The sequence below is a fragment of the Lacrimispora struthionigena genome, assembly GCF_048627165.1.
Classification (GTDB): Bacteria; Bacillota; Clostridia; order Lachnospirales; family Lachnospiraceae; genus Lacrimispora.
In genome coordinates, this window is record NZ_JBMBWP010000002.1 from 1,655,001 (window position 1) to 1,671,115 (window position 16,115).

Annotated in this window: 18 protein-coding genes (1 of these 18 only partly in view); 12 read left to right on the plus strand and 6 right to left on the minus strand. The window is 40.5% G+C overall.

Features of this window, described 5'->3' with window-relative positions:
* Window positions 1–240, plus strand: partial view of a response regulator gene (locus tag ACOAOT_RS16880; RefSeq protein ID WP_420218048.1) — the 3' portion only. It extends 144 nt beyond the left edge of the window; only the last 240 of its 384 coding nucleotides appear in the window; the start codon falls outside the window, past its left edge; its stop codon occupies window positions 238–240.
* Between the two features lie 106 nt (window positions 241–346).
* Here ACOAOT_RS16880 and ACOAOT_RS16885 read toward each other — a convergent pair whose 3' ends face one another.
* The 6 genes from ACOAOT_RS16885 to ACOAOT_RS16910 form a co-directional block, all read right to left on the minus strand.
* Window positions 347–1,129 carry a lytic transglycosylase domain-containing protein gene (locus tag ACOAOT_RS16885; RefSeq protein ID WP_420218049.1) on the minus strand — a complete coding sequence of 261 codons (783 nt, stop codon included), beginning with the start codon at window positions 1,127–1,129 and terminating at the stop codon, window positions 347–349.
* Window positions 1,130–1,154: 25 nt separating this feature from the next.
* The gene (locus tag ACOAOT_RS16890) at window positions 1,155–2,225 is read right to left on the minus strand and encodes an N-acetylmuramoyl-L-alanine amidase family protein (protein ID WP_420218050.1); all 1,071 of its coding nucleotides are present in this window, start codon (window positions 2,223–2,225) and stop codon (window positions 1,155–1,157) included.
* Complete coding sequence (locus tag ACOAOT_RS16895) at window positions 2,213–3,580, minus strand: N-acetylmuramoyl-L-alanine amidase family protein (RefSeq protein ID WP_420218051.1); 1,368 nt, start codon at window positions 3,578–3,580, stop codon at window positions 2,213–2,215. Before ACOAOT_RS16895 ends, ACOAOT_RS16890 begins: the two co-directional genes overlap by 13 nt.
* 84 nt (window positions 3,581–3,664) lie before the next feature.
* A complete protein-coding gene (locus ACOAOT_RS16900) occupies window positions 3,665–4,312 on the minus strand; it encodes a PilZ domain-containing protein (RefSeq protein ID WP_420218052.1) in 648 nt (215 codons plus the stop codon).
* Between the two features lie 3 nt (window positions 4,313–4,315).
* Complete coding sequence (locus tag ACOAOT_RS16905; protein ID WP_349669646.1) at window positions 4,316–4,663, minus strand: EscU/YscU/HrcU family type III secretion system export apparatus switch protein; 348 nt, start codon at window positions 4,661–4,663, stop codon at window positions 4,316–4,318.
* The gene (locus tag ACOAOT_RS16910) at window positions 4,650–6,071 is read right to left on the minus strand and encodes a hypothetical protein (RefSeq protein WP_420218053.1); all 1,422 of its coding nucleotides are present in this window, start codon (window positions 6,069–6,071) and stop codon (window positions 4,650–4,652) included. The genes ACOAOT_RS16905 and ACOAOT_RS16910 overlap by 14 nt, the downstream gene beginning before the upstream one ends.
* A gap of 126 nt (window positions 6,072–6,197) precedes the next feature.
* Between ACOAOT_RS16910 and ACOAOT_RS16915 the strand changes: the two genes are divergently transcribed.
* The 11 genes from ACOAOT_RS16915 to ACOAOT_RS16965 all read left to right on the plus strand — a co-directional run bounded on the left by ACOAOT_RS16915 (window position 6,198) and on the right by ACOAOT_RS16965 (window position 16,114).
* Window positions 6,198–8,315, plus strand: a complete 2,118-nt coding sequence (locus tag ACOAOT_RS16915) for a chemotaxis protein CheW (protein WP_420218054.1) — start codon at window positions 6,198–6,200, stop codon at window positions 8,313–8,315.
* 26 nt (window positions 8,316–8,341) lie between these two features.
* Entirely contained in the window at window positions 8,342–8,833 is a 492-nt protein-coding gene (locus tag ACOAOT_RS16920; protein ID WP_170822292.1) for a chemotaxis protein CheW, read from the plus strand.
* Between the two features lie 13 nt (window positions 8,834–8,846).
* Window positions 8,847–9,659, plus strand: coding sequence for a CheR family methyltransferase (locus ACOAOT_RS16925; RefSeq protein WP_104438763.1), 813 nt, complete (start codon window positions 8,847–8,849; stop codon window positions 9,657–9,659).
* A gap of 139 nt (window positions 9,660–9,798) precedes the next feature.
* Entirely contained in the window at window positions 9,799–10,848 is a 1,050-nt protein-coding gene (locus tag ACOAOT_RS16930; protein ID WP_420218055.1) for a protein-glutamate methylesterase/protein-glutamine glutaminase, read from the plus strand.
* Between the two features lie 103 nt (window positions 10,849–10,951).
* Window positions 10,952–11,275, plus strand: coding sequence for a flagellar biosynthesis anti-sigma factor FlgM (locus ACOAOT_RS16935; RefSeq protein WP_104438765.1), 324 nt, complete (start codon window positions 10,952–10,954; stop codon window positions 11,273–11,275).
* On the plus strand, window positions 11,268–11,693 hold the full coding sequence (gene flgN, locus ACOAOT_RS16940) for a flagellar export chaperone FlgN (RefSeq protein ID WP_420218057.1): 426 nt from the start codon (window positions 11,268–11,270) through the stop codon (window positions 11,691–11,693). Before ACOAOT_RS16935 ends, flgN begins: the two co-directional genes overlap by 8 nt.
* Window positions 11,690–13,738, plus strand: a complete 2,049-nt coding sequence (locus tag ACOAOT_RS16945) for a flagellar hook-associated protein FlgK (RefSeq protein ID WP_420218058.1) — start codon at window positions 11,690–11,692, stop codon at window positions 13,736–13,738. Before flgN ends, ACOAOT_RS16945 begins: the two co-directional genes overlap by 4 nt.
* Before the next feature lie 12 nt (window positions 13,739–13,750).
* The gene (locus ACOAOT_RS16950; protein ID WP_420218059.1) at window positions 13,751–14,761 is read left to right on the plus strand and encodes a flagellin N-terminal helical domain-containing protein; all 1,011 of its coding nucleotides are present in this window, start codon (window positions 13,751–13,753) and stop codon (window positions 14,759–14,761) included.
* 21 nt (window positions 14,762–14,782) lie between these two features.
* A complete protein-coding gene (locus ACOAOT_RS16955; protein ID WP_420218060.1) occupies window positions 14,783–15,391 on the plus strand; it encodes a DUF6470 family protein in 609 nt (202 codons plus the stop codon).
* A 20-nt stretch (window positions 15,392–15,411) separates the two neighbouring features.
* The gene (fliW, locus tag ACOAOT_RS16960) at window positions 15,412–15,858 is read left to right on the plus strand and encodes a flagellar assembly protein FliW (protein ID WP_420218061.1); all 447 of its coding nucleotides are present in this window, start codon (window positions 15,412–15,414) and stop codon (window positions 15,856–15,858) included.
* A gap of 1 nt (window position 15,859) precedes the next feature.
* Window positions 15,860–16,114 carry a carbon storage regulator gene (locus ACOAOT_RS16965; protein ID WP_420218062.1) on the plus strand — a complete coding sequence of 85 codons (255 nt, stop codon included), beginning with the start codon at window positions 15,860–15,862 and terminating at the stop codon, window positions 16,112–16,114.
* The last annotated feature ends 1 nt before the right edge of the window (window position 16,115 follow it).

The window sequence follows — 16,115 nt, forward strand, 5'->3', positions numbered from 1 at the left end:
GATATTGTAACCATGGATATTATATTACCAGGAATCGATGGACTGGAAACTTCCAAACAGCTTTTAAGCAAGCACCCGAAGGCAGGCATTGTTATTATCAGCTCCCTTGTATATGATAGAACCATGCAGATTGTTCAGGAACTGGGTCCTGCAATACCTTTTGTTTTTAAGCCCATTAATCAATCATTCTTTATTGAATCACTTAATAAGGTGAGCAAAGATCTAGATACAACTTTATAAATACATAATATAGAATAAAGACGGTTTAAATCATTTTTGTTTCATACAGTGCAAAAAAACGCCATCAATTGAGAATATACAATTGATGGCGTTTTTATATTTTATATTATAATAAGCTTCCGCTACTGGAATCATTTACATCAAACTGGCCTGATACGCCGTTTGAAGCCATCTGCATTCTAAGCTTCATAAGCTCAATCAGATATAATGAATTTGTCTTTTGGGTTGTCAGATCCACATCAGTGCCATCTGCTTTCCCCGCAATTGATTTTAAAATATCCAGCCACTGAGAACCGTTAAGAGAGTCCTGATCTGAGAAATAATCGGACAGATCAGAAACCGAATTCCCGGTATAACCAGAAGCATATACGGCGCTATCATCTCCGCCTGACACTTCCATATCTCCCATGATCTTCTTCACATATTCCTGTGTTTCTTTAAACGGAGGAATTCCTCCATATTTTTTCACATTATTGCTTCCTGCATTATAAGCAGCAAGGGCAAGAGATACATCCCCATTATAATGATCCAGTTTTTCTTTCAGATACTTGGCTCCACCCAATATATTGCTGCGCGCATCATATGGATCAGAAACGCCCAGTGATCTGGCTGTAGCAGGCATTAACTGCATCACACCCGCTGCACCTTTGGGAGAGGTGGCTGCCGGGTTATAATTGGACTCAGCCTTAGCAACTGCTTTCAGAAGTTTTTTTGATACTCCATATGTCCTGGAAGCTTCTGTAAAAAAGGACTCCAAATCTTTCGGTACTTCCATCACTGATTTAAGGACTTTTTTAAAGTTTCCGGCCGTAGCTTTTGTGGTTTGTCCTTTCTCCAATGACTGATTATTGCCTAACGTCATCATCCGCAACTGATCTATCGTCGCCACTTATTCATCCTCCTGTTGGTATTATCTACTGTATCCACTTTCCGTCAGCACCAATCTGATATCCGCCTATATTTGTGCTGCTGGCCATACTTCCATCTGAATTCATGTAGTACCAGATTCCCGGTTGCGGCTGAATCCAGCCAGTTAACATCTCTCCGCCTGTTGGATTTAAGTAATACCATTTTCCATTAATAAACTGCCACCCGGTAAGGAGCTTGCCATCTGCCGGATTCATATAATACCATCTGATCCCTGTTTGAACCCAACCGGTGCGGCGTACTCCGTTGGCATCAAAATAATACCAGTCATTTAAAATCTGCTTCCAGCTGTTTCTCGGGGTACCCCCATCTTCCTCTACATAGGTGTTGCCCTTCCATGCTCCGGAGGTACTTCCTTCATACTCCATCGTAATATCCTGAGAGGTTATATTGTCTCCCTCTTTTAAATACTTTCGGTCATCTGCGGTAAAGCCAATGGCACGGACTTCATAATAATAAACAGCATTCTTGTCCATCAGATCTGATAAATCAACTGTATTGGTTTGTACTGTAAGTGCCTTTTTTAATTTATCATCTGCATAAAGAGACACTTTATATCCTGTAGCAAACTCTACCTTGTCCCAGACTGCTTTCGTTTTTTTGCTGTCAGTCCAGCCAGCCCTGGCTGTGTTCCCCAGCTTAACTACGGGGATATAATCAACTTTTACCTCCAGTGTATTATTATCCAGCGCTTTTGCAGAAACAAATCTTGCACCAGTAATTTTACATTCAGAGCGATTATAAGTTTCTGCAAAGATTGTATTGGAAGAAGTTAAAATAACACTGACTCTTTCTGCCTTTGCCGCCTTCCACTTGCTGATGTCACGTTTCCATACAAGATCCTGTACGGATATACCTGTAGTGGTTGTTGATACCTGAGGCATTAAAATTTCCTGATCGCCAAACTGACTGTCGAATTTCAGATTCAGACTTCTTATTACAACAGATTCGCCTGCATAGATCTTTAATGGTGCCACTCCTGAGAGTACTGCAGTTGTTACTAAAACCATTACGATACTAAATATAATACTTCTTTTCATTTGAATCATTGTTTCCATACTCCATCCTCATCTAACTGATACCCGTCAATTACCGTGCTGACAGCCATAACTCCATCCTGCTGGTTGAAATACCGCCATACCCCGTCCACCTTTTGCCAGCCGGTGAGCATAACGCCATCTTCTCCAGTATAATAAGTCTTGCCATCGCGGGTAAACAGCCCCTTTAACATAGCCCCCTCTAAGTTACCCTGTACTGTATTCAGATAATACCATCTTCCTGCCTGATTGATCCAGCCCTTTTGCATGGCACCCTGGTTATTAAAATAACGGTAGTAACCGTCAATTACCTGCCAGCCAGTGGCAGCAGCGCCCATGGGAGCCTCATAACCATTATCCGGATAGAAATAATACCAGTTGTTATCTATTTTATTCCAGCCCGTTACCATGGCTCCATTGGAAGCCATATAATAAATATCGGATTGCGTAAGAAACCAGCCGGTAACCATCTTTCCATTTTCATCAAAGCGATAGTAAACATTATCCAGCATAAGCCAGGAGTTTGCCTGAACGCTTCCGTCCCCATAGCGGTAATACCAGACACCGGATTGTTCTTCCCAGCCCGTCTTCTTTTCCGGATTGGCTGCAGTTCCTTTTGTTGTATCCGATTCTTTTCCCGTACCATCAGAAACATCTCTGTCCCTGATAACCAGTTCATCAGATTCAACCCATCCGCTTTTCTTTCCATTCTTCAGCTCATCTGCTTTAAACGGAACAGAGCGGATCTTAAAGGAATATGTACCTTCTTCCGTCATATATGGATAGAAATTGTAGGTAGTTGCTTTTACCTGCTCTTTCTTAAAAATCACCTTTTTACCTAAATAAAGCCAGACTTCATATGCCCCTGAGGTATTATCTCCCTTAGACCATACAGCCTGTCCCAGTCTCGTATCTTTCCAGCCGATATCTTCCGGCTCCGCATACAGTCCTTTAATCGCCTTAGCCCTTAAAGTAACAATCAGATCACTGCCGTTTCGCTTGGCACTTACGTAGGTACCTCCGCTGATCTTAATTTTAGATGCCTCATAGTTTGATTTAAAGTAAGCGTCATATTCATCGGAAGGTGTCAGTGTAACATTCATCTTAGGTTCTTCTCCGATTGTCATATCCTTTGAAGTTGAAGTGACCCATTCGGCTTCCCTGATTGTGTATTTTTTGTCACCGGAAGTTACATAACATTCACCATCTGTCTGATTAATCTTTATGTCGGGCAGTCTGTCTCCCGCTTCGATATTTAATGAGACCTTGACACTGACTGAGTTTATGGATTCTGTTGCTGTTACCTTCTGGGCAGTAAGACACAGACAAAGTGCGCTTATAATGCCCACTGCCAAAGCTTTCCTCTGTTGTTTCATTCTTTCGCTCCTTTCCTTATAACTTTAAAATACAATAAAGCCCGTAAGTTATATATCGGCATAATGAGCACCATTCATAAGCAATTACTGGATTTTTCTCCTTTTCAGCTGTTCCTGAAACGTAAATTTACGAACCATGGACTCCTGATAAGTGGACAAACCAAAATAACGGCTTCCATAACGGTAAAAAGGTTCTTCCCCCTTTTCCGCCACTTCTCTGACCCATAAAACAGATGCCTTTAACCGGGTGTTTCCTGCATCTGTTTCAAACTCAAAAGAGAAAATCTGATTCTCCTTTAGCTTTGTTTGGGATTCAAATCCAATTCCACCGGCACTGATGTCTTTTAGCTTTGCCGGTATATGGGTCACTTTTCCCAGTTCATCAGCAGTTTCCAGCACGACGGGAATTGACACCCGAACCTTTAAGTCTATTCTTCTTTGTTCCACGCCGATCAATTCATCTATTCTGCAGGGCACCTTATATATGGCTCTCCCTAAGTCTCCCATCTCATCTCCTACCACCTTGACTCTTGCGGACAAACTGCATTTACACGTAACAAGTCCCTGTATGCCGTCGTAGAATACGATCACTGATTCTGTATTTACCTTATCCATGTCTTCTTCTTCGAAAATCAGAGCCATGCTCTCCTTCTCGGAATCAACCACTTTTACCTCTGCTAGAAAAACTCCATCAAACGAATAGATACAAGCCTTTTCACATTCCTTTAACATAAATTATTCCACCGTTTCTTCTTTTATTGTTTCCTCTTCCTCTGTCTCTTCCAAACTTTCTTTCATTATGCTGTTTTGTTTTCCAGGTACATAATCCAGAAAATAAAGGTAGATGTCTACAATAGCCTGATACAATTCTTCCGGGATCTGGCTCCCCAGTTCAAGTTGCGTGAGTATGGTAGCTAGGGAATTGTCCTCATAAACAGGAATCCCGCTCTCATTGGCCAGCTCTACAATCTTTTCTGCCGTGTACCCCATTCCTGATGCAACGATAACAGGAGAAGTATTTTTTGATTCATCGTATTTTAAAGCAACTGCTTTTTTGTTAAGTGTACTTTTAAATTCTGACATCGACTGTATTCTTCCTTTCCTGTATTTTAGGAAAAACAGATACAAGAGAAGAAGGTCCCTCTCCTGCCTGCAGGATGATCCGATCTGACCGCAGGTGGTTTTTTTCCAGAATACTCTTAATTCCCTTCTGGATACTGGTTTCTGATTTCTTAAGCTTCTCCGGATAATAAAGCTGGAGAGATGATGTATTATCTCCATAAAGCATTAAAAGCTTAAATGGTCCAAGCTCTGCAATTTCAAATTTAATAAAAATCCTTGCAATCCGCTGGGCACCTGCCTGCGTACTGCTGCCCTCTTCATCCGGATCAATCCACATCTCTGAAAACAATTTCTTTCCATTAATTTCCATGGGGAATGCCAGATGAAGAATGGGCATATAAACGCTTTCATTGACCACAAGTGACTGGATTATATTCAGAAACGTCTGTCTGTTTTCAAGTCCGGCGCCGCCGCTTACTCCGGTTCTTAAAAATTCAATAAATTTATCTGACCACTGGTTTTTTCCTGCTGCCTGCTCCATGTCAACCTGACCAAGCAGTTCTCCAAACTCTTCAGCAGTGGTTGAACCAAAATGCCTGCGGAATCCCTGATATCCCGTAAGTTTTGCAAATGCCTGCAGGACGTCATCTCTGTTTCCATTTTCATATCTTGCCATAAGAACGCTTAAAAGGGAAATCTTATCACGTACAGTACCCATATCATGGTTTGCAGCAATATAACGGCCCATAAAAGGAAGAATTTTCTCTTTTAAAAGAGCACTGTTTGACTGGGTGTCTCCCTCTTTTGCAGATAAATCCAGTTCTTTTAACATCTCTTCCAGCTGGGAAGCTGTCTGCTTGAAGACATAACCTTCCATATCTTTTACTGTATTAAATATATCATGAAGAATATGCTTTCCGGAAGACATATCATTAAACTTTTTTATAAAATTTAATATATCAGCTTTTAAATCAACAGAACCTGTGTCAGCCATGACCTGTCTTAACTGGTCAAAGATCCCTCCGTTGAAACGGACGGAAGACTCTGCCTGTTCTTTTAAAAACCCAAGGACATCTTCCTCTTTCATCTGGCTGGCCTTAAAAAAAGAAGCAATTTGTCTGGCTGCTTCTTCTCCCATCACACCTCCAGTTAACATCTCTTCTCCCTGAAAAAAGACATCAGAAAAAATCCGGGTAATATCCGGGGAATTCTTAATCATATTGAGAAATGTACCGAAGTTGGAACGATACTGGAATGCCAGCTGCTGTTCCTGATTTCCTCCTGAATCAGTCCGGTTATCCCCACGCATCACTTTCGACGGATCCACAGGGTTTTGTATCTGGGGTCCCTGGCCTGCCTGGGGGTTATTTTTAATTGTAGAATTATCATAGCCGGACATTGGAGTTGTTACTTTCAGAATATCTGCCATATTATGCCTCCATACAAGTGGTGTTTCATATATTTTTTCAAAAGGTTGTTTGATTTACTATTATTTTTTTTTCAGCCATACCGATAAATAATTATATACTATACTAGACAAGGCGGTGTAAATATTATGGATAACGGCATGGATAATATGCTTGATATGTATCTTTTTGAAACCAATTCTCTACTGGAGCAATTGGACGAACTCCTGATCGAAGCCGAAAAAGCAGGAGATTTTACGGTGGATGATGTGAATGAAATTTTTCGTATCATGCATACCGTTAAGGGCTCTTCTGCAATGATGGAGTTTAACTCTTTGATGCAGATCGCTCATCACATTGAAGATTTATTCTTTTTTATCCGTGAAAACGGTTTGGATTCACTTGAAAGTTCTCACAAAAGCACCCTGTTTGATTTAATGTTCCGCTCTACTGATTTGCTTCGTGCCGAAGTTTCAAAGGTTCAAAACAATGAGCCACTTAGTGATAATGTCGACAGTCTGACCGAGGAAATTAATAGTTTCCTGAAAAAAATCAGTAAGGATAATAAAGATACTGCCCCAGAAAACAAGAAGGCAGCTAAGCCAGCTGCAAAAGAAAGTGTAAAGCCAGCTGCGGCTCCCGTTGCAGTGGTGGATCTTGATGAGGTTCGTATGGATCTTGCAGAATGTCCGGATGATAATGCGGCTTATTTCCTCCGTATCTTTTTTGATGAGGGCTGCGGAATGGAGAATCTCCGCGCATTTATGCTCATCAGCTCTTTAAAGGAATCCGGTCTGGAATTTAATTTTTACCCCAGCGATGTGGAGACCAACAGCCAGAGCAGTGTTTCTATTATTGAAAAAGGATTTTATCTTGCTCTTGACTCCCGGGAGACTGCAGATGCAGCAATTTCACTGATCAATAATATGAACAATCTCCGCTCTTATGAACTGATACAGAATGCACGGGCAAAAAGTGCTGTTGAAGAAAAGGCAGTAGAGGCAGCTTCTGCTCCCGTTAACCAGGAAAACGCCGCTCCTGTGAATACCCCAGCCGCCAGCACAGGACATCAGATGCCCAGTAAGCAGAATCTGATCAGTGTTAATTTAGCAAAGCTTGATAACCTGGTTGCAATTGTAGGTGAGATTGTAATAACGGAATCCATGGTTACTTCTTCTCCAGAAATCCAGAATATGAAGAATCTGGATAGTTTCTTAAAGGCAACCAGACAGCTTCGTAAGCTGACTGATGATCTGCAGGATATCGTTATGTCTCTGCGCATGGTTCCTGTTTCCGGTGTGTTCCAGAAAATGAACCGAATTGTCAGAGATATGAAGCAGAAATTAAAAAAAGATGTCCGGCTGACAATCGTTGGTGAGAATACAGAAGTTGATAAATCCATTGTAGACAGCATCGGCGATCCAATCATGCATATTGTACGTAACTCTATGGATCATGGAATCGAAGAGACTGCTGAGGATCGTATCAGAGCAGGCAAGAATCCACAGGGTGAAATTATTCTTTCTGCCAGCCATACCACCAATGAAGTCATTATCTCCATTCGTGATGACGGACGTGGCGTAAATCCTGCCGGCGTCCTTGCAAAGGCAAAGAGAAACGGAATCCTTACCAAACCGGAAAGCGAGTATACCCAGAAAGAGATTCTTTCTCTTTTGTTAGCTCCTGGCTTTTCCACCAACGAGACAGTTACTGAATTTTCAGGCCGTGGTGTTGGAATGGATGTTGTTAAGAAGAATGTGGAAGCTATCGGCGGAACCATTACTATAACAAGTGAGCTTGGAAAGGGAATGTGCACCACATTAAAGATCCCGCTTACCATGGCAATTGTTGACGGTATGGAGATCTCCGTAGGTAAATCCGTATTTACCATTCCGATTGCCAATATCCGTCAGTCCTTTAAGGTGAAAAACGACGAAGTAATTTATGATACAGAAGGAAACGAAATTATCAGATGTATGAATCAGTTCTATCCAATTATCCGGATTCACAGACTTTACAATATTGAAACAGAAGTGACCAATATTGAAGACGGTATTCTGGTATGGGTTGAATCCGGGGATAAGTCCTACTGTCTCTTTGTAGATGATCTTCTGGGTGAACAGCAGGTGGTAGTAAAGCCTCTTCCGGTATACTTAAACAGCTTCAATATTAAAGATTCCGGTATCAGCGGATGTACCATTCTTGGTGACGGCAATATCAGCATCATATTAGACGTTTTAAATCTGTATGCTGCAGCTCATAATTAATTTTAATTGGAAACGGAGGAATACAAATGTCAGCAGAAAGTACTAGAACAGCTATGGATGGTGCAGATAATTTAACAGATTTTAACTCTGACTCAACAGAAGCCATGGAGCGTTATCTCACCTTTCGCACCGACAATTTAATTTTTGGTGTAAGTACAAACTATATTATTGAAATCATTACCAACCATGTTATCACTGCTATGCCCATGATGCCAAACTATGTAAAGGGTATTATCAATTTAAGAGGACAGATCGTTCCGATTATAGATATAAGGCTCAGACTGGGAAAGCCTGCAATTGAATACACCAGCACTACCTGTGTCATTGTATTAAATGTTGATTCTGTTTTTATCGGCATCATTGTAGATGCAGTGGAACAGGTTCTGGATATTGATTATTCCAGAATATCTTCAGTTCCGGCAAGCAACCGGGAAGAACTTGTCAGCGGCATGATTTCCATGCCGGACAACAAAGTGGTTCTGCTTCTGGACTGCGAAACATTAGTTAATAACTCATAAAGGACGGCTATCTATGTTAACACTCTCACAGCAAGACTTCACACGGCTGGTTCAGTTCGTGAAAAAAAATTACGGGATCGATCTTTCTAAAAAGATGCAATTGATTATGGGGCGATTGTCCAATACCATTATATCAATGGGGTATACTTCATTTACAGATTATATAGATCAGATTACCTCGTCAAGAAACCCAGCCGACCTTGAAGTAATGCTGAATAAGCTTACAACAAATTATACTTATTTTATGAGGGAAGAGGCCCATTTTAATTTCTTTCGTGATACCATTCTCCCATATTTGTTAGCTACCAAGAAAAACAAGGTTTTAAGTATATGGAGTGCAGGCTGTTCTTCTGGTGAGGAGCCTTATACAATATCAATGATTATAAAGGAAACCCTGGGGGCGCAAGCCGCCCTCTGGGATACCCGGGTTCTTGCTACCGACATATCACAGAACGCTTTGCGGGCAGCGAAAGAGGCAGTATACGACGAGGACTCCCTTAAAAATTTATCACCGGCATGGGTATCAAAATATTTCGTTAAAACAGCAGAAAAGGGGATTTACACGGTAGCCCCCTCCATTAAATCCAATGTTATTTTCCAGACATTTAACTTAATGGATCCCATACGATTCCGATTAAAATTTGACGTTATTTTCTGCAGAAACGTAATGATTTATTTTGACCAGAGCACCAAGGACGCTTTAATACAGCGCTTCTATGACGCGACTGCTCCAGGAGGCTATCTGCTGATCGGCCATTCGGAGACAATTAACAAAGAAAAAACACCTTATAAATATCTCATGCCAGCTACATACCGAAAAGAATAATCTGCCTAATATAAAATCTATTTACCAGCATAAAAGCCGGTAAATGGATTTTATATTACACAGATTTATCCATATAATATAGATGACTTTAAATCATTTTCTGACTGTATAAACTCAGCAACAGAGAACGGAGTATATTATGATTGAAAAAATAAAAGTTTTTATAGTAGATGATTCCATGCTTTTCCGCAAGGTTTTAATTGATAATCTATCACAGAATCCAAATATAGAAGTAGTTGGATATGCAATTGATGCATTTGATGCAGAAAGAAAAATACCGTTAGTGAAGCCTGACGTAGTGACGGTAGACGTAGAAATGCCGCGGCTAAACGGAATTGATTTTGTAAAAAAGCTTCTTCCAATTTATCCGGTTCCGGTCATTTTGGTTTCTTCCCTCAATTTAAATGTATTTGAGGCGCTTTCCGCGGGTGCGGTTGACTTTGTAAAAAAACCAGATATGTCCATGAGCATTACTACCAATACATTTTTAAATACATTAATGAGTAAGATATTTATAGCATCACGGGCTAAAATTAAAGTACCTGCAAAGGCTGCTCCTGCTGCTGTTCCTATAGCTGCATTAGGGGGGAATATGCCTTTTGGTCTCAATGCCTATAATACAGTTATCGCAATTGGTGCGTCAACCGGAGGGACAGAGGCCACGCTCCAGGTTCTAAAAGACCTTCCCGCAGATACGCCTGGCATCGTGGTTACCCAGCACATGCCAGAAGGATTTACCAAGATGTACGCTGACCGCTTAAACCGTCTTTGCCATATGAAAGTGAAGGAAGCCCAAAGTGGTGACCCAATTGAGCGTGGGCAGGTACTGATTGCCCCTGGTGATTTTCAAATGAAAGTGGTCCGGGTTGGAAACCGTTACAGCGTAAACTGCTATTCCGGTGAAAAGGTAAGCGGACACCGCCCTTCCGTAGATGTACTGTTTCAGTCTGTTGCAGACGCCGCCGGGGCTTCCTCCGTTGGTATCATTATGACTGGTATGGGACGTGACGGAGCGGACGGACTTTTAAGCATGAAGAAGAAAGGCGCCTTTACCATCGGACAGGATGCAGAAAGTTGCGTGGTTTACGGAATGCCTATGGTTGCCTATAATATCGGTGCTGTTGTTACTCAGGTTTCCTGCTCTAACATCTCCAATGTGCTTTTAAAGCATTTATACTCACTTAAATAAAGAAAATCCATGATAAAAAGTTAATATTTCTTATTAAATGACGATAATATAACTGTGATATAAAAAGTTAAGTTATTTGAAGCTCTCAGAAAGGAGTAATTTCATGCGTATCTCATCGAATTATCTTAATACGCTGTATAATACATCCATGATACGACAAAATCAGGACTCAACCAGCAGCCCGGCTTATGAATCAGCAAAAACCAATTACGATGAAATCACCATACGTTCCGCTTCCCAGGAAGATATGGATTCAAAATTTGCTGCCACGCTAAAGAACATGCTCATGAATGAAATCAAGAATCCAGCGTCTGACGAAAAGCTGAGTCAGTTAAAGGAAAGAATGGAAAATGGTACCTATCAGGTAGATGCCAATAAGATCGCAGAGAAGATTCTCTGGTACAAAGGAGCAGAAAGTAATGAATGAGTTTACAACCATCGTTGAAGATCTGGTTGAGCTCTTCAAAGAGCTGACTGAGATCGAACAGATAAAAATAGAAGCAGTGAAGAAGAACATGGTCACTTATGTGGAAGACTGCATGAATAAGGAACAGGCGGCCGTTTTAAAGCTGAGAGGCCTGGATAAAAAGCGGGAAGCCTGCCAGAAGAACATGGGCTTTGAGGGATATACCTTTCAACAGATACTGGAGAATACCACAGGGGAAGAGCAAAGCCGGCTTAGGCAGCTGTTTAGCACTCTCTCCTACCATGTCAGTCTTTTTCAGGACACCAACGAAAGTGCCCGGGCTATGCTTGAAATAAGCTTACATAATATTAACAAAGCCATTCAGCGCACCCGCATGGATAGCACAAAAGATAAAAAGAATTGGGAGGGTCTCGTATGACACGATCTACATTTTCCGGTTTTACGATTGCTCAGCTTGCCATGACCGCCAGTCAGCGAGCCCTTGATGTTACCGGACAGAATATCGCCAATATTAATACAAAAGGTTATACAAGACAGCAGGTTGATCTTGTAAGCATTAACTTAAGAGGCGCTGAACCTACAAGCAGCAACCCCGGATCTAAAATTGGTTATGGTGTTGAAGTATCAGGCATCTCCCAGATCAGGGATCCGTTTCTTGATGTACAGTACCGTAACCAGATAGCAAAAGTAGGTACTGCGGATGCCCGTCAGGCTGTTTTAGATCAGTTGGGAAATATATTTGATGAGACAGACAAAGATGCTTTAAAAAAGGCTTTAAGCGATTTGAGCAGCAGTTTAGACCAGCTGTCCTCCAATGCAAATAACAGCGAATTTGACAGTATTGTACGTTCCAGATGTCAGGTTCTGTTAAACTATATACATCAGAAATCTGCAGATTTAAAGACAACACGTGAAGAAAGTATATACGGTCTTGAGAACACCGACATTAAGACTGTCAACAGTCTTCTTTCTGATATTGGAGAATTAAACGATACCATCTGGAAAAGTCAGATGTTAGGTAACCCATCACTGGAACTGATGGATCAAAGAAATAGTAAGTTGGATGATTTAGCCAGCTACCTCCCAATCAGCGTCAGTTACAAAGAAGTTACCATCGGGACCAATGCTAAATATAATTACCCGGTTGTAACTTTAAACGGATCCAATGGTATGAGTTATGAACTTACTGCAGGTGAACACGGAGAGAACTTTGCTGCATTTTCCATGGATCAGCATTTGGATTTAGATGGGAACCCCGATGGAACCGTCCGAATTTCTGTTATCCCTGCTGCTGATTATCCTGCAGGTACGGATTTATCAGCCTTAAAGACAGATATTACCGACTATTTAAAAGAAGGTTCTATTAAAGGTACCGTAGATATGCTGAATAAATCAGGTGAGCTTGATGATCCTGCTTCTGATTTCAGAGGACTCGGTTATTACGAAAAGGTTTTTGATTCCTTTGTAAATAGTTTTGCCAAAACATTTAATGATTTAAATGGAAATATGCAGCCTTATACAGGTGCCAACGTTTTACCGTCATCTGGATCAGCTACTCCAATGAATACTGACGGAAATCAGAAAGCGGAATTTTCTTTCGGCTTTTCCAATACGATAGGTAATTTCTTAAACAATGAGACGTTTACATTTAATGGTAAAACATATACATTTGGTGGTGATGGATCAGGAGATACGATTGTAATAGGCAGCACACTGGATGAGAGCCTTAAAAATCTGGCAGACAAGTTAAATACTAATCCTGTTGACTTATCAGTAAATGGCGCCACTCCAGTACCTGGAACGTGGAATTATGATAATGTTAATAAAAAACTGACATGGACAAGTACTAATAATATGCCTTCAGGCACCGCTATTACAAAAGACAGTATAAAGTTACAGGGTGGTGGGCCGATTGTCTTTTCATATAAAGCCAACCCTCTAAACGTTAAGAATTTTGATTTGTTTAAAACATCGGATGGAACGAAGAAGTTTACTTCATCAAATATTAAAATCAATGATGACTGGATGAATAACTCCATACATATAATTTCCACTCATGATGAAAAAGCCGGTTCAACAGCAAATGATAATATTCTTAAAATGCTGAAATCATTAACAGACAACAGAGATTTTAAATATGAATACACTAAAATGGATGCTTCCGGCAACAAATCAACAAACTATATATCATTTTATACCGGCAACTTTTCACAGTGCTATTCAACATTAGAAAATAATCAGGGTATTGACAGTTCAAAGAACAAATCAATTTTAGATAATCATGTAACAGTAGTTAAAAAGACGGCTAATGACAAAGACGGCGTGTCTGGTGTATCTCTGGATGAGGAAGGTATAAATCTGATGCATTATCAGAAATCGTTTAGTGCAGCTGCCCGTTTTATGACAACCCTGGATCAGGCCCTCGATGTATTAATCAACAATACCGGAGTAGTCGGTCGATAAGGAGGTAAGTAAATGAGAATCACTACAAACGCTCTAATTAGAGATTATAAAAGTAATCTTTCTTCTTCTATTAATAACTTAAATGTATCCCGGACTCACGTTATGACTCAGCGTTCATTTAATAGCGTTGCGGAGGATCCAGCGTCAGCTGCCAGAGCTTCCCAGCTGCATCGTAAATATTACAAAAACCAGGATAATTTAAAAATGGTTGACACTGCCCAGGCCAGGCAGGATGGGCAGGAAGATTCACTGAGACAGGTTTCGGATATGGTCAAAAATATTAGTAAAAATTATAATATTCAGGCTATGAACGGTACGAACCAAACTCCTGAAGTGCGTCAGAGCTTTGCTTCCGCAATCCGGCAGCTTCAGCAATCAATGGTACTTAGTATGAATTCTTCTTATGAGGACACTTTTCTATTTGCAGGTTCCGATGGGAAGAACCCACCCTTTGAGCTATCTTCCAGTGGTACTCTTACCTATCGGGGGGTTGATGTGAATGCCAGTAAAGGCTCTGCAGATTATGAGAGTCTTCAGCGCATGTCACGAGAAAATTTGTATGTAGATCTTGGAATGGGGCTGTCAATGGATAGTTTTGATAATGTTGTATCTTCCACTGCTTTTAATATGTCACTTCCAGGCATTAATGCAGTTGGTTACGGAACAGATGAGAACGGACTAAGTAATAATGTAATCACTCTTGCAGGAAAACTTGCTGATGCCCTTGAATCTGATACATTCAACGCTGATGAATATGGAAAGCTTATGAATAAGTTTGATTCGTTAGGCACCAACTTAATGAATCAAATCACTGAATTAGGTGTTAAATCAGAGTTTCTTAATACCACAAAAGATCGTCTTGGAGATGCTGAAATATCAATACAGGAACAGATGTCAGGCGTTGAAGGCGTTGATATGGCAGAGGCCATTACTAATTATATGTGGGATCAATATGCATATAACGCATCATTGAAGGTTGGTACCAGTATCCTGTCTTCATCTTTTATTGATTTCATGCGCTAACGTTTACAGGAGGGACTTTATATGGAACAATTGCTTCAGATTAAAACGATACCATTAAAGTATGAATTGAAAATTCAAAAGGCTGAGCTAAGATATAAAGGCTCTAAATCCGATGTTATAGTAAACAGGGATAAGGGAGGCCTCGATATAAACAGCAAACCCATAAAGGTGAATATCGACACTTATGATGCAAGAAACTCAATTTGCCCTACTACCATGGAAAGCGTACGCCAGTATGCAGCAGCTGGATTACAGGCTGCTGCAGATTCTGCCGCTACATACACTGAGGAGGCCGCTCTATTGTTAGATGCAAAAGTACAAAATCCCCTTGATCAAATTATTAGCCAACGTGCTCAGATGCCTACTGGAGAGTTTGGGTTAGCATTTCTTCCAACTACAGGTCCTGATCTTGAGTGGTCCGCTCCCGATCTGAATATTAAATATGAAATGGATAAACTTAGTTTTGATATCAAAGTTGCAAAAGGAGATTTTGAATTCATTCCTGGCAGCGTGGAATTTGAGATCACCCAGATGCCCGATGTAGAAATCGAGTATATTGGTAAACCGCTTTATGTTCCTCCCAGCGCCAGTGAGATGTTTGAACATACCCCCATTGACGTGCTGGCATAAATCTATACCCGGAGGTATATATGGAAATAAAAACGCAATATTTTGGTTCCATTCCCTGTTCAGAAGATGAAATAATTCATTTCCCTGAAGGATTGTTTGGATTTACGGAATTTAAGGACTACGTACCTCTATCATTTCAGGATAATAGTGATGCCTTGATCTCTCTTCAATCCATTGATGATTATCGTGTATCATTTATACTGATGAACCCGTTTCAATTATATTCGGAATATGCTCCTGCTTTATCAAAGGAAGACAGTAATTTCTTAAAAGCTTCCTACGACGAAGAAAATATTTCATACTATGTTATCTGTATCATTCATGATCAAATGGAAGAAAGCACAGTTAACTTAAAAGCTCCGATTGCCGTCAATACGGATACGAGAGAAGCAAAACAAATAATTTTGGATAATCCTCTTTATAAATTCCGTCATCCAATCAAAGATTTTATCAGGAGGGGAAAATAATATGCTGATTCTACAGAGAAAAAAGGAACAGGCCCTAAACATTGGCGACAACATTTCTATCACCGTGTTAGAAATTGGTAATGATTGGGTCAAGTTGGCAATTGATGCTCCCAGAGATGTATCTATTCTAAGATCAGAATTGGTGGAAGCTGTTTCAGCTAATCAGGAAGCCGTTTCTCTTCCTCTGGATGCTGGATCGTTATCTAAAATGAAAGATTTTTTCTCACAAAAACAGAAAGACAGCGGAAATACCTGAT